The following is a 14,040-nucleotide window of genomic DNA, read 5'->3' as shown; positions in this document are numbered from 1 at the left end:
GTGGCCGGGTTGGGTGACTGCGGCCGTCAGGCCGCGCGGTCCATCAGGAACTGCGTCAGCAGCGGCACCGGGCGGCCGGTGGCACCCTTGGCCGCGCCGCTCTTCCAGGCGGTGCCGGCGATGTCCAGGTGCGCCCAGTCGTACTTCTCGGTGAAGCGCGACAGGAAGCAGGCCGCGGTCACGCTGCCCGCCGGGCGCCCGCCGATATTGGCCATGTCGGCGAAGTTGGACTTGAGCTGGTCCTGGTACTCGTCATCGAGCGGCATGCGCCAGGCGGTGTCCATGGCGTGGCGGCCGGCCTGCAGCAGCTGGTCGGCGAGCATGTCGGAGCGCGAATACAGGCCGCTGTTCTGGTGCCCCAGCGCGATGATGCAGGCGCCGGTCAGCGTGGCCACGTCGATCACCGCGGCCGGCTTGAAGCGCTCGACATAGGTCAGCGCGTCGCACAGGATCAGGCGGCCCTCGGCGTCGGTGTTCAGGATCTCGATGGTCTGGCCAGACATGCTGGTGACGACATCGCCCGGCTTGGTGGCGATGCCGCTGGGCATGTTCTCGCAGGTCGGCACCACGGCCACCACATTGAGCTTCAGGCCCATCTCTGCCACGGCCTGGATGGTGCCGAGCACCGAGGCGGCGCCGCACATGTCGTACTTCATCTCGTCCATGCCCTCGCCCGGCTTGAGCGAGATGCCGCCGGTGTCGAAGGTGATGCCCTTGCCGACCAGCACCACCGGCGCCTGCTTGGCACCGGCGCCGTCATAGCGCAGCACGATGAACTGCGGCGGCTCCTGGCTGCCCTTGGTCACGGCCAGGAAGGCACCCATGTTGAGCGCCTCGATCTGCTTGCGGCCCAGCACTTCGGCCTTGAGCTTGTGGCGCTTGGCGATGCTGCGCGCGGCATTGGCCAGGTAAGTCGGGGTGCAGATATTGGACGGCAGGTTGCCCAGGTCACGCGTCACTTCCATGCCGTTGGCGATGGCGGTGCCGCGCACCGCGGCCTGGGTGGCGGCGCGGGCGTCGCTGCTGTCGACCGCGATCACGACCTTGCGCAGCAACGACTTGTCGGCGCCGTTGGACTTGCCGTTGGCATTGGCGCGCTTCAGGCCAGGATGTCGCTCCAGCAACCGGTAACCGGCGTCGCGCACCAGCGTGATGGTGCTGATGATGGCCCACGAAACATCGCGCTGCTGCGGCGCCTGCTGCGCCAGGCACCACAGCGCGGTGGTGGCGCGCGTGGACGACAAGGCACGCACCGCGGTGCGCACGGCGTCGGCAAAGGCCTTGTCCGAGAACTCGGCTTCCTTGCCCAGGCCCACCAGCAGCACGCGCGCGGCGCCAACGCCGGCCACTTCGTGCAGCATCAGGTGGGTGCCGCGCTTGCCTTCGAAATCGCCCTGCTTGACCAGGCGCGCCACCAAGCCCTTGGTGGCCGTGTCCAGCGCCTTGGCCACGCCGGCAAGGTTCTGGCCTTCGAACAGGCCGACCACGAGGCAGTCAGTCTTGGTCGCCAGGAAACCATTTTGGCCGGCTTTGCTCAAATCCAGGGCTTTTGTGCTAAATTCCATCGCGCTTCCTTCCAGGGGCTCGTTAGACACGAAAGCCTCCATTATCCGCGATTTTTACCCCGCGACCTGCCGCCGCTGATACGCCCCGGTCACGCTGACAGCCACTTGTGCTACCAGTCCGCTGTTCTGCCAGGCACCTCGCACGGCACATCGCCCGCTCCGGCCGGCAGCCCGGAACCGAATCCGCATGATCCTTCAACAAGCCCTGCGACGCGAGCTCGCCTACACCGCCGGGGCGGTGTTCCTGGTGATGCTGACCTTCATGCTCACGTCGCTCGTGATCCGCATTCTGGGGATGGCCGCGAGCGGCAAGGCCAGTCCCAACGACGTGCTGATGCTGATCGGCCTGGCCACGATCGGCTATCTCTCGATCCTGCTGTCCGCCACGCTCTTCATCTCCACCCTGATCGTGCTCACGCGCTGGTACAAGGATTCGGAGATGGTGGTGTGGTTCTCGGCCGGCATCTCGCTGCGCGACCTGGTCAAGCCGGTGCTGCAGTTCGCCGCGCCGTTCATCGTGCTGGCGCTGCTGCTGGGCATGTTCGCCTGGCCGTGGGCCAACCAGCAGAGCGCGCTGTTCCGCGACCGCTTCGAGCAGCGCGGGGTGATGTCGATGATCGCCGCCGGCCGCTTCATCGAACCCGCCAAGGCCAACTACGTGCTGTTCATCGAGGGCATGGACCCCGACATGAAGTATGCGCGCAATGTCTTCGTCGCCAATGCCGAGGCCGACAAGATCGGCGTGGCGCTGGCGCACCAGGGCAAGTTCGAGACCATGCCCAACGGCGACCGCCTGGTGGTGATGGAGAACGGCCGCCGCTATTCCGGCACGCCCGGCCAGGTCGACTACCGCATCGTCGAGTTCGAACGCTATGCGGTCAAGGTGGACAACAAGCCGCCCGAGTCCGAAGCCAAGCTGCCGCCCAAGAGCCGCGACACCATCGAGCTGATCCGCAACCCCACGCGCGAGAACCTGGGCGAGCTGATCTGGCGCATCTCGCTGCCGATCCTGGCCTTTAACTTCGTGATGATCGCGATCCCGCTGGCCTACGTGAACCCGCGCCTGGGCCGCTATACCCCGCTGGTGTTCGCGGTGCTGATCTACCTCACGTACAGCAACCTGATCAACCTGACCCAATCCTGGGTGCGCAACGGCTCGGTGCCGTTCTGGCTGGCCTGGTGGCCGATCCACCTGACGGTGTTCCTGGGGGCGCTGGTGCTGTTCCGCTACCGGCAGAACCGCAGCCTGGGCGGCTGGCGCGCCGTGTTCGGCCTGAAACGCGGCAGTGCCGCCACCAGCGGGAGCCGGGCATGAGGATCCTGCGCGTCTATGAACGCTACTTCGGGCGGCTGGTCTATGGCGTGTTCGCCTTCATCCTGTTCGCGGTGCTGTCGCTGTTCGTGTTCTTCGACATGCTCAACGAGCTGGAGAACGTCAACGCCCAGTACACCTCGCTGGTGGCGCTGTTCCACGTGCTGCTGCAGGCCCCTACCCGGGTCTACGAGGTGCTGCCGATCGCGGTGCTGATCAGTGCGATCTACGTGTTCTCGCAGCTGGCCAGCCAGTCCGAGTTCACCATTTTCCGCGTCGCCGGCCTGAACACGCGGCAGGCGCTGTTCTCGCTGTTCAAGCTGGCTGTGCCGCTGGCGATCGTGACCTTTATCTTCGGCGAGTTCATCGGGCCGCGCGCGGAGCAGTACGCGCAGAAGATCAAGCTCGAGGCGATCGGCGCGACGGTGTCGGCGGGCTTCCGCTCGGGCGTCTGGGTCAAGGACCGCGACCAGGACCCGGCCGGCGGCGGCGAGATCACCCGCTTCGTCAACGTAGCCGGGCTGCAGCCGGACCAGACCATCACCGGCATCACCATCTACGAGTTCGACCCCCAATACCGGCTGCGCGTGATCCGCGTGGCCGAGGAAGGCCGCTACCAGGGCGGCCAGTCGTGGGAACTGCAAGGGGTCAGCGAGACGCGCTTCACCGAGCTGATGCCGCAGGCCGATCCGGCAAAGCCCGCGCCGCCGCGCGATGCACTGGCACCGGATTTCCGCGCCGAGCAGCTGAAATTCCCGCGCGTGGCAATGCACTCGGAGCTGACGCCGCAGATCCTGTCGGTGCTGCTGGTGACGCCGGAGCGGATGTCGACGCTGGACCTGTTCCGCTATATCCGCCACCTGCGCGACAACAAGCAGGACACGCAGCGCTATGAGATCGCGTTCTGGAAGAAGGTGATCTACCCGCTGACGCTGTTCGTGATGGTGGCGCTGGCGCTGCCCTTCGCCTACCTGCACGCGCGTGCCGGGGCGGTAGGCGTGAAGGTGTTCGGCGGCATCATGCTGGGGCTGTCGTTCCACCTGTCCAATACGCTGTTCTCTCACGTCGGCCTGCTGCACACATGGCCGCCCATCATCTCCGCGCTGGTGCCAGGCACGCTCTACCTGACGGTGGCGCTGTTGGCGCTGCGCTGGGTCGACCGGCACTGAGGACGGCCATGGCAGCTTGCGACCGTGCCCTGGTCCTGTTCGCGCACGGCGCGCGCGATGCGCGCTGGCGCGAGCCGTTCGACCGGCTGCGGCAGAAGCTGGCCACTGCCCTGCCCCAGTGCGAGGTGCGGCTGGCGTTCCTGGAGCTGATGTCGCCGCTGTTGCCGGATACGCTGGCAGAACTCGCCGTGGGCGGCGTGGGCGAGGTCACGGTGGTGCCGGTGTTCTTCGGCCAGGGCGGGCATATCCGGCGCGACCTGCCGGCGCTGCTCGACCAGTGCAGGCAGGCTTATCCCGGCCTGCGCATTCATTGCGCTGCCGCGGTGGGCGAATCTGATGCGGTGCTGGATGCGATTGCGGCTTACTGCGTTGCGTCGCTGCCGGGGGCTGCTGCGCAGTCCTGAAGACTTCAAGACCCTAACGAAAAAACCCCGTGCCGGAATCCCGGCACGGGGTCACTATTGTTGACGGCACGCTGATGGGACTGGTTGTCTCCCATGAATGGGAGAGGGGAGCAAACCCTCGCAGTGCCAGCGCAGGAGCCTAAAATCAGGCAGCGCGCGGCGTACAGACTTCAATCCCGCCCACATCCTCCTGCGGCGCTTCGGTCGCGCGAGCGGCCAGCGCCGCGCCGATCATCAGCAAGCTCGGCTGCACCGGATCGATCCACGCCGCCGCTTCCCCGGCCGCCATCTGGCCAAGCGTGAATTCGCGGCTGCGCTGGCGCGGCGTGGTGGCAGCTTCCACCACCCATGCCGGCGTCGACGCGGGCTTGCCGTGCCCGATCAGCTGCGCGGCGATCGAAGCGGCCTGGTCGCGGCCCATGTAGTAGACCAGCGTGTCGGCCTTGACCGCGGCTTCGATATCGGGCGAGCCCTCGCCGTCCGCCGCCTTGGCCTGCGTGGCAAACGCCACACTGCGCGACACGCCGCGCTTGGTCAGCGGCTTGCCGATCGCGGAAGCAGCAGCCAGCGCGGCGGTGATGCCCGGCACCACCTCATACTCGATGCCGGCCGCTTCCAGCGCCTGCAGTTCTTCGTCGGCGCGGCCGAACAACATCGGGTCGCCGCCCTTCAGGCGCACCACGCGCTCGTACTTGCTGGCCAGGTCGACAATCTGCCGGTTGATGAACAGCTGCGCGGTGGAGCGCTGGCCGCAGCGCTTGCCGACTTCGACCAGCTCCGCCTGCGGACACCAGGCCAGCATCTCCGGCGACACCAGTGCATCGTGCAGCACCACCTGGGCTTCGCCCAAAAGCCGTGCACCACGCACCGTAATGAGGTCTGCCGCACCGGGGCCTGCCCCGATCAGGTACACCTTGCCGTAAGTCTTGCGCGCCTGCTTGTCCATCTGTTGCCCCTTGTCCGCTCGTTCCTGTTCGTTACCGATCAGGAGAACGCACGGATCATGCCTGCGGCCACCGTGTGGTTGGTCGCCTCGTCGATCAGCACGAAGGCGCCCGTTGCCGGATTGTCGCCGTAGGCATCGCACACGATCGGCTTCTGCAGCGAGATCTGCACCGAGCCGATATCGTTCAGGCTGATCTCGTGGCGGCCGGTCTCGTGCGACAGCGTGTGCACGTCCAGCACGCGGTCCACCGCCGACACGCGCGCGAACACGCTGGCCGTGGTGTGCTTGAGCACGTACTTGCGCGACGGGTTCAGCGACTCGTCGTCGAACCAGCACAGGTCGGCCTGCAGCTTCTTGGCGGAAGCCGCCGTCGCATCGGCGGCAACGAACATGTCACCGCGCGATACATCGACGTCGTCGGCCAGGCGCACGGTGACGGTGTCGCCGACGTTGGCCGATTCAGCGGCGCCATTCGGGGTCAGCACTTCGGCCACCACGGCCTCGCGGTTGGCGGGCAGCACGCGCAGCTTCTGGCCGACGCGCACGGTGCCGGCCTCGACACGGCCGGCATAGCCGCGGAAGTCGTCCGACTGCGAACCGTCCTGGCGGATCACCAGCTGCACCGGGAAACGCAGCGCGGCGTCGTCTTCGGGCGCGGCTTCTTCCACCGGCAGCTCTTCCAGCAGCGGCAGCAGCGGCTCGCCCTGGTACCACGGCATGGCGTCGCTCTCGTGCACGATGTTGTCGCCGCGCAGCGCGGACACCGGCACGTAGCGCACATCCTTCAGGCCCAGCTGCTCGGCCAGTTCGGCGTAGGCGGTGCGGATCTCGTTGAAGGTCTGCTCGCTGTAGTCGACCAGGTCCATCTTGTTGACAGCGACGATCACGTGCTGGATCTCCAGCAGCTTCAGGATCGCCGAGTGGCGCTTGGTCTGGGCCAGCAGTTCGGCGCGGCCGTCGGTGACGGTCACGCGGGTGGCATCGACCAGCACGATGGCCGCATGCGCGGTCGACGCGCCGGTGACCATGTTGCGGGTGTACTGCTCGTGGCCCGGCGTATCCGCGATGATGAACTTGCGGCGCGCCGTCGAGAAATAGCGGTAGGCCACGTCGATGGTGATGCCCTGCTCGCGCTCGGCCTCCAGGCCGTCGGTCAGCAGCGAAAAGTCGATCTGCTCGCCGGCGGTGCGCTTGTTCTTGGCATTGGCCAGCGCGGTCAGCTGGTCGGACAGCACGGCCTTGCTGTCGTACAGCAGGCGGCCGATCAGCGTGCTCTTGCCGTCGTCGACGGAGCCGGCGGTAATGAAGCGCAGCAGGCCTTGGTGGGTTGCTTGGTGAGTCATGTCTGGATCCTTTGCTGCGTGCGGCTTAGAAGTAGCCTTCCTTCTTGCGGCGCTCCATCGAAGCTTCGCTGGTCTGGTCGTCCATGCGGGTGGCGCCGCGCTCGGTGATCTCGGTCACCGCGGTCTCGGCGATGATCGCTTCCGGCGAGTCGGCAACGCTGGCCACCGGGCAGGTGCAGCTGATGTCGCCAACGGTGCGGAAGCGGACCGACAGCACTTCGCTGACGTCGCCATCCTGCTTGGGCGTGATCGGCGTGACCGGCACCAGCAGGCCGTTCTTGCGCACCACTTCGCGCTGGTGCGAATAATAGATCGGCGGCAGCGCCAGCTTCTCGCGGGCGATGTACTGCCACACGTCCAGCTCGGTCCAGTTGGAGATCGGGAACACGCGCATCTGCTCGCCCTGCGCCATGCGGGCGTTGTACAGGCTCCACAGCTCGGGGCGCTGGGCCTTCGGGTCCCACTGGCCGAACTCGTCGCGGAACGAGAAGATGCGCTCCTTGGCGCGGGCCTTCTCTTCGTCGCGGCGGGCGCCGCCCATCAGCGCGTCGAACTTGTGCGCCTCGATGGTTTCCAGCAGCGTCACGGCCTGCGCGGCGTTGCGCGAATCGGTTTCCTTGCGCAGGCGCACGGTGCCGCGCTTGATCGAGTCTTCCACATGGCCCACCACCAGGCGCGCGCCCAGTTCCGCCACGCGCTGGTCGCGGAAGGCGATCACTTCCGGGTAGTTGTGGCCGGTGTCGATATGCACCAGCGGGAACGGCAGCTCGATCTTGCGGTCACCCAGGCGGAAGGCCTTCAGCGCCAGGTGCAGCATCACGATCGAGTCCTTGCCGCCGGAGAACAGCAGCGCCGGGTTGCGGCACTCTGCCACCACCTCGCGGATGATGTAGATCGATTCCGCTTCGAGGCGGTCGAGATGGTCGTTCTGTACCTGCAACAGGTGCGCCACGCTGGAGGTGGCTTCTGCGATGTCGTTCATGATGCCCATTTTCTTACGGCCTCAATGCTTGATGTTCTGTTCGTGGAGCCCGCACTCTTTCGAGTCCTTGCTCTCCCACCACCACCGTCCGGCGCGGACATCCTCGCCCGCGCGCACCGCGCGCGTACACGGCTCGCAGCCGATGCTGGGATAGCCCTTGGCGTGCAGGTCGTTGACCGGCACGTCGTGGCGCTTCAGGTAGGCCCACACTTCGGCCTCGCTCCAGTCCGCCAGCGGATTGAACTTCGGGATGCCGCGGGCTTCGTCCTGCTCCTCGAACGGCAGCTCGGCGCGCGTCACGGCCTGCTCGCGGCGCTGGCCGGTCAGCCACGCGTCGGCGTGCGACAGCGCGCGATTGAGCGGCTCGACCTTGCGGATGCCGCAGCATTCCTTGCGCAGGTCGATGCTGTCGTAGAAGGCGTTCAGGCCATGCTTCTTCAGGTAGTTCTCGACCGCCTCGGCGTCCGGCGTGTACTGCTCGATGCTGTAGCCGTAGTGCGACTGCACCTTGTCGAGCACCGCCAGCGTTTCGGCGTGCAGGCGCCCGGTCTGCAGCGTGAAGACGCGGATGCCGGCGCGCACGGCGGGGGTGCCGCGCAGGATGGCATCGGTCAGCACCATGTCTTCGGCCGCCAGGCTCGAGGCAAAGCGCGCGCGGAAGAAACGCGCGGCGATGCCGGCCAGGCGCTCGCCCAGCTCGCGCTCCTTCTGCTCCAGCGCTTCGATGCTGCCGGTGTACTCGGGCGCGACCCACAGCGCGGGCGGACGCAGCGCCGACACCGCGCCGGCATCCACCACGGGGATATCGGTCAGCACCGTGCTCATGCCGTCGCCTTCGGTTGCACGGCACCGCCTTCGGTGCGGGCGCGGCGGAACAGCGGCAGCGGCTCGTCGACCGAAGCCTGGTAGGTCACGGTGAACTCGGTGAAGCCCTTGATGGCGTCGTCGATATTCTTGTCGGCACGGACCGCGAAGGCATCGAAGCCGCAGCGCTTCATGAAGTTGAGCTGGTCGCGCAGCACGTCGCCGACGGCGCGCAGCTGGCCTTCCCACTTGTAGCGGGTGCGCAGCAGGTAGGCCGTGGAGAAGCCGCGGCCGTCGCGGAACACCGGGAAGTCCACCGCCACCAGCGACACCCGGTCGAAGTACGCGGCGGCGTCGCCCGGCTCGTCTTCCGGGGCCAGCCACACGCCGGTGCGGGCGGCATCGCGGCCGGCCAGCAGCGCTTCATTGGCCTTCCACACCGACAGCGGGAACAGCACGGCGTCCTGGCCTTGCGCGGCGGCGGCGATGCGCTCTTCGGTCAGCGGTTGCTCTTCAGTGGCGCGCAGCACGGTCCAGTTGTCTTCGACGATCACCGGGGTGACGTTCGCACTGCCGGTTGCTTCCTGGCGTTGCAGTTGAATGATCTTTGCCATGTTCAGTCTCTCCGGTCCTCAGGCTTCGGCGCGCTCGCGCGGCTGCTTGTCTGCGTAGACGCGCTCCTTGAACGGGGCGATGCCGATGCGGGACAGGGTTTCGATAAAGCGTTCGTCTTCGATGCGGTTGGCCACGAAGGTGTCGATGATGCGCGTCACCACCTCGGGCATTTCCTCGGCGCTGAACGACGGGCCGATCACCTTGCCCAGCGCGGTCTTGTTGCCCTGGGCGCCGCCCAGCGTGACCTGGTACCACTCCGAACCGTCCTTGTCGACGCCCAGCACGCCGATGTTGCCAACGTGGTGGTGGCCGCACGCGTTGATGCAGCCCGAGATGTTCAGCGAGATCTCGCCCAGGTCATAGACGTAGTCCAGGTCGTCGAAGCGGTCCTGGATCGCCTGCGCGATGGGGATCGACTTGGCGTTGGCCAGCGAGCAGAAATCGCCGCCCGGGCAGGCGATGATGTCGGTCAGCAGGCCGATGTTCGGGGTGGCCAGGCCGGCCTTCTTCGCCAGCTGCCACAGCGCGTACAGGTCGTGCTTCTTCACGTCCGGCAGCACCAGGTTCTGCTCGTGCGCCACGCGCAGTTCGCCGAAGCCGAACTGGTCGGCCAGGTCCGCCACCGCTTCCATCTGCGCATCGGTGGCATCTCCCGGGGGCGAGGCCACGCCCGGCTTGGTCGACAGCGTCACCGCGGCGTAGCCCGGCACCTTGTGGCCGTGCACGCTGCGGCTGACCCAGCGCGCGAACGCCTTGTCTTCCAGCAGGTGGTTCTCGTACGAGGCATCGGTATCGGCCAGCTTTTCATAGGCCGGCGGCGTGAAGTACTGCGCCACGCGGTCGAACTCGACCTGCGTCAGCGTGGCCGGGCCGTCCTTGCTGTGCTGCCATTCTTCCTCGACTTCCTGCGCGAACTTCTCCACGCCGATGGCCTTCACCAGGATCTTGATGCGGGCCTTGTACTTGTTGTCGCGGCGGCCGTAGCGGTTGTACACGCGGATGGCCGATTCAACATAGGTCAGCATGTGCTGCCACGGCAGGTCTTCCTTGATGATCGAACCCAGGATCGGCGTGCGGCCCAGGCCGCCACCGGCCAGGATGCGCAGGCGCGTTTCGCCGTCGGCGTTCTTGTAGGCGTAGATGCCGATGTCGTGCATCTGCACCACGGCGCGGTCATCCTTCGAAGCCGAGATCGCGATCTTGAACTTGCGCGGCAGGAAGGCGAACTCCGGCTGGAACGTGCTCCACTGGCGCAGCAGCTCGGCCAGCACGCGCGGGTCCACCGACTCGTCCGGCGCCACGCCGGCGAAGTGGTCGGTGGTGATGTTGCGCACGCAGTTGCCCGAGGTCTGGATGCCGTGCATCTCGACGCTGGCCAGCTCGGCCAGCACGTCGGGCACGCGCTCCAGCTCCATCCAGTTGTACTGGATGTTCTGGCGGGTGGAGAAGTGGCCGTAGCCGCGGTCATACTCGCGGGCGATGTGGGCCAGCTTGCGCAGCTGCGTCGAAGACAGCAGGCCGTACGGGATCGCCACGCGCAGCATGTAGGCATGGCGCTGCAGGTACAGGCCGTTCTGCAGGCGCAGCGGCAGGAATTCTTCCTCGGTCAGCTCGTCCGACAGGCGGCGGCGCACCTGGTCACGGAACTGGGCGACGCGCTCGTTGACGATGCGCTGGTCATATTGGTCGTACTGATACATGGCGGGGTCCGTTCAGTATTCGTTGGATTCAGGAAACGAGCTTGATTGCGACCAGCGTCAGCGTGGTCGCCAGTGCGGCACGCACCAGCCGCTCGGGCAGCGCCCGCGACAGTTGCGCGCCCAGCCAGATGCCGGGGATCGAACCCACCAGCAGCGCCAGCAGCAAATTCCAGTTGACGGTACCGAGCCACACGTGGCCCAGCCCGGCCAGCGCCGTCAGCGGGACGGCGTAGGCGATATCGGTGCCGGCAACTTCGGCCGGCTTCATATGGGGGTACAGCAGCAGGATCAGCGTGGCGCCAACCGCGCCCGCGCCGATCGACGACACCGTCACCAGCACGCCGATCACCGCGCCGACCAGGATGGTGGCGATGACCTGGGCGCGGCCGTGCAGCTGGAAGCGCGGGTTGCGTTCGAGCCAGGCCAGCATCTGCTTGCGGAACAGCAGCGACAGTACGGTCAGCAGCACCGACACGCCGATGGTCACGCGGATCGCGTGCAGCCACTGCGCGTTGAGCTCACCTGCGCTCTTGAGCACCAGGATGGACACGACCGCCGCCGGCAGGCTGCCGATGCACAGGCGCCGCACCACCTGCCACTGCACATGGCCGTGGGCCCGGTGCGCGATGGTGCCAAAACCCTTGGTGATGGCCGCGAAGGCCAGGTCGGTGCCGACCGCCGTCGCCGGCGAAAAGCCGAACAGCAGCGTCAGCAAAGGCGTCATCAACGAGCCCCCACCCACGCCGGTCAGACCGACGAGGACGCCTACAAACAGACCGGAAACGGTATAGGCCAGCGACATGAGGGGCTCGGTGGATCCTGGCCCGTGAGGCTCGCATCACAATCCGGGGGCTGCGAGCGGACGCACTGAGGGCAGGACGTTCATTAACAAAGTTCGAGAATCGTAATAAACTGGCCTCATACCTCAAACTAATAAGAAGTTGTTTGTTTATACGACCCGAGTTATATGAACCTGCACCAGTTTCGCTTCGTGCGCGAGGCCGTCCGGCAGAACTACAACCTGACCGAAGCCGCCAAAGCGCTCTACACGTCACAACCCGGGGTGTCCAAGGCCATCATCGAGCTGGAAGAAGAGCTGGGTGTCGATATCTTCACGCGACACGGCAAGCGCATCCGCAGCCTGACCGAGCCGGGGCGGCGCATTCTCACCTCCGTTGAGAAAATCCTGCAGGAAGTCGAGAGCCTGAAGCGGGTCGGCATGGACTATGCGGCACAAGACCAGGGCAACTTCACCATCGCCACCACCCATACCCAGGCGCGCTACGCGCTGCCCCGGGTGATCGGCGAATTCACCAAGCGCTACCCGAAGGTCCGGCTGTCGATCCAGCAAGGCAACCCCACGCAGATCGCCGACATGCTGCTGCACGACCAGGCCGATATCGGCATCGCCACGGAAGGCATCACCGACGACAAGAACCTGGTGTCGCTGCCGGGCTATCAGTGGACGCATATGGTGATTACGCCACCCGATCATCCGCTGCTGGACAAGAAGCACCTGGCGCTGGAAGACCTGATGGGCTACCCGCTGATCACCTACGACCCCAACTTCGCCGGCCGGCCCAAGATCGACAAGGCCTTCCAGCTGCGCCACCTGAAGCCGGACATCGTGCTCGAGGCGATCGACGCCGACGTGATCAAGACCTACGTGGAGATCGGCCTGGGCGTGGGCATCGTCGCCGGCGTGGCCTATGATGCCGAGCGCGACAGCAAACTGCGCGGGATCCCGGCCGGTCACCTGTTCGGCAGCAATGTGACGCACCTGGCGGTCAAGCAAGGCGCCTACCTGCGCAGCTTTGTCTACACCTTCATCGAGCTGTTCTCGCCGACGCTGAACCGCAAGCTGGTCGAACAGGCCATGTCGGGCGAGCACGAAGCCTACGAACTCTGAGCGCGGCAGCCCGCCGCCTCTCCTCTCTATATAAGAAGCAGAACCCGACATGCATTCCCAATCCGTCATGCCCCGCCGGCCGGAGGCGCTGTGAGCGAACCCATGAGCGAAGCCACCAGCGAACTGCCCCGCATCCACTGGACCGAGGACGGCATCGAGCGCAGCGCCGCCTGGCGCTCCGAGGCCGGCAACCCGCCGCCGCGCCGCGTGGTGGTCGCCGACGACACCACCAGCGCCGACACCGCCTACCGGCTCGCCTGCGAAGGCACTGCGCTGCTGTGGCGTGGCGACTTCCAGAACGCGCGCCAGCTGCTCAACGCCATGGCGCGGCGCACCGAGCGCAAACCCAAAAAGGCGAGCCGGCCGGGCCAGAAGGCCAAGGGCGCGCCCGGCTCGGCCGCCGAGGCCTTCCACCTGCATCGGCTGGCGCAGTCGCAGCGCGCCCGCACGCTGGGCATGCTGCTGCTGCCGTTCGAGGCCGATCACAGCGTGCCGCTGCGCCGCGCCCCCGATGTGCGCGAAGCCTGCGAGCAGGTCTACGGGCCGGCGGGCGAGCCGTATGTGGCATCGCTGCGCGAGCTGCTGGGCATGATCGGCGCCTATGAATGGCGCAGGAAAGGTGTGGAGATCCCGGCACTGGAAGACCGCATCCATCCCTGGTACGGCGTGTTCTCGCCGGTGCGGGGCGAGTATGTCGACCTGGTTGCCGCCGAGCCGCTGCCGTCCAGGACGCTGGCCTTCGACATCGGCACCGGCACCGGGGTGCTGGCCGCCGTGCTGGCCCGGCGTGGCGTGCAGCGCATCGTCGGCACCGACCAGGATCCGCGTGCGCTGGCCTGCGCACGCGCGAATATCGGCCAGCTCGGCTACGCCGGCCCCGTCGAGATCGTGCAGGCCGACCTGTTCCCGGAAGGCCGCGCACCGCTGGTGGTGTGCAACCCGCCATGGGTGCCGGCCCGGCCCAGCTCGCCGGTCGAGCGTGCCGTCTATGACCCCGACAGCGCCATGCTGCGCGGCTTCCTCGATGGGCTGGCCGCGCATCTCGAGCCCGGCGGCGAAGGCTGGCTGCTGCTGTCCGACCTGGCCGAGCACCTGGGCCTGCGCCCGCGCGAGCAGCTGGAAGGCTGGATCGAGGCCGCAGGGCTGAAGGTGCTGGGCCGCTCCGATATCCGCCCGCGTCACCCGCGCGCCGCCGACCCCAGCGATCCGCTACATGCGGCGCGGTCGGCCGAAGTGACCTCGCTGTGGCGGCTGGGCGTGCGCTGACGCGTGTGCCCTTGCCGGCGGAGTT

At 66.9% G+C, this 14,040-nt stretch carries 13 protein-coding genes; 5 read left to right on the top strand and 8 right to left on the bottom strand.

Annotation, left to right across the window (positions count from 1 at the left end):
• Window positions 1-26: 26 nt before the first annotated feature.
• A complete protein-coding gene (locus tag J8I34_RS00675) occupies window positions 27-1,565 on the bottom strand; it encodes a leucyl aminopeptidase (RefSeq protein WP_029046032.1) in 1,539 nt (512 codons plus the stop codon).
• A 187-nt stretch (window positions 1,566-1,752) separates the two neighbouring features.
• Here J8I34_RS00675 and lptF point away from each other — a divergent pair, with 187 nt between their 5' ends.
• Genes lptF through J8I34_RS00660 form a run of 3 tightly spaced genes read left to right on the top strand, consistent with a single transcriptional unit; the run spans window position 1,753 to window position 4,450 of the window.
• Window positions 1,753-2,880: an LPS export ABC transporter permease LptF gene (lptF, locus tag J8I34_RS00670; protein ID WP_029046031.1), complete on the top strand. Its 1,128-nt coding sequence runs from the start codon at window positions 1,753-1,755 to the stop codon at window positions 2,878-2,880.
• A complete protein-coding gene (lptG, locus tag J8I34_RS00665) occupies window positions 2,877-4,046 on the top strand; it encodes an LPS export ABC transporter permease LptG (RefSeq protein ID WP_029046030.1) in 1,170 nt (389 codons plus the stop codon). Before lptF ends, lptG begins: the two co-directional genes overlap by 4 nt.
• A gap of 8 nt (window positions 4,047-4,054) precedes the next feature.
• Window positions 4,055-4,450 (top strand): sirohydrochlorin chelatase, encoded by a 396-nt coding sequence (locus J8I34_RS00660; RefSeq protein ID WP_209805128.1) that lies wholly within the window; start codon window positions 4,055-4,057, stop codon window positions 4,448-4,450.
• 145 nt (window positions 4,451-4,595) lie between these two features.
• On the opposite strand, the gene cobA is transcribed toward J8I34_RS00660, so the two are convergent.
• Genes cobA through J8I34_RS00625 form a run of 7 tightly spaced genes read right to left on the bottom strand, consistent with a single transcriptional unit; the run spans window position 4,596 to window position 11,642 of the window.
• Complete coding sequence (gene cobA, locus J8I34_RS00655; protein WP_029046028.1) at window positions 4,596-5,396, bottom strand: uroporphyrinogen-III C-methyltransferase; 801 nt, start codon at window positions 5,394-5,396, stop codon at window positions 4,596-4,598.
• A gap of 38 nt (window positions 5,397-5,434) precedes the next feature.
• Window positions 5,435-6,739, bottom strand: a complete 1,305-nt coding sequence (locus J8I34_RS00650) for a sulfate adenylyltransferase subunit 1 (RefSeq protein WP_209769471.1) — start codon at window positions 6,737-6,739, stop codon at window positions 5,435-5,437.
• 25 nt (window positions 6,740-6,764) lie between these two features.
• Window positions 6,765-7,730: a sulfate adenylyltransferase subunit CysD gene (cysD, locus tag J8I34_RS00645; RefSeq protein WP_029046026.1), complete on the bottom strand. Its 966-nt coding sequence runs from the start codon at window positions 7,728-7,730 to the stop codon at window positions 6,765-6,767.
• A 12-nt stretch (window positions 7,731-7,742) separates the two neighbouring features.
• Complete coding sequence (locus tag J8I34_RS00640) at window positions 7,743-8,546, bottom strand: phosphoadenylyl-sulfate reductase (RefSeq protein ID WP_209769469.1); 804 nt, start codon at window positions 8,544-8,546, stop codon at window positions 7,743-7,745.
• On the bottom strand, window positions 8,543-9,139 hold the full coding sequence (locus J8I34_RS00635; protein ID WP_209805127.1) for a DUF934 domain-containing protein: 597 nt from the start codon (window positions 9,137-9,139) through the stop codon (window positions 8,543-8,545). Before J8I34_RS00635 ends, J8I34_RS00640 begins: the two co-directional genes overlap by 4 nt.
• An 18-nt stretch (window positions 9,140-9,157) precedes the next feature.
• Window positions 9,158-10,840 carry a nitrite reductase NirA gene (gene nirA, locus J8I34_RS00630; RefSeq protein WP_029046023.1) on the bottom strand — a complete coding sequence of 561 codons (1,683 nt, stop codon included), beginning with the start codon at window positions 10,838-10,840 and terminating at the stop codon, window positions 9,158-9,160.
• A gap of 28 nt (window positions 10,841-10,868) precedes the next feature.
• Window positions 10,869-11,642 (bottom strand): sulfite exporter TauE/SafE family protein, encoded by a 774-nt coding sequence (locus tag J8I34_RS00625; RefSeq protein WP_029046022.1) that lies wholly within the window; start codon window positions 11,640-11,642, stop codon window positions 10,869-10,871.
• 165 nt (window positions 11,643-11,807) lie between these two features.
• Here J8I34_RS00625 and J8I34_RS00620 point away from each other — a divergent pair, with 165 nt between their 5' ends.
• Window positions 11,808-12,749 (top strand): CysB family HTH-type transcriptional regulator, encoded by a 942-nt coding sequence (locus tag J8I34_RS00620; RefSeq protein ID WP_029046021.1) that lies wholly within the window; start codon window positions 11,808-11,810, stop codon window positions 12,747-12,749.
• Window positions 12,750-12,851: 102 nt separating this feature from the next.
• Window positions 12,852-14,015, top strand: coding sequence for a methyltransferase (locus tag J8I34_RS00615; RefSeq protein ID WP_209805126.1), 1,164 nt, complete (start codon window positions 12,852-12,854; stop codon window positions 14,013-14,015).
• Window positions 14,016-14,040: the final 25 nt, after the last annotated feature.

The organism is Cupriavidus phytohabitans, assembly GCF_017815025.1.
Classification (GTDB): Bacteria; Pseudomonadota; Gammaproteobacteria; order Burkholderiales; family Burkholderiaceae; genus Cupriavidus.
The sequence above is the reverse complement of the archived record's forward strand: the minus strand, read 5'-3'. Positions and strand labels throughout refer to the sequence as shown.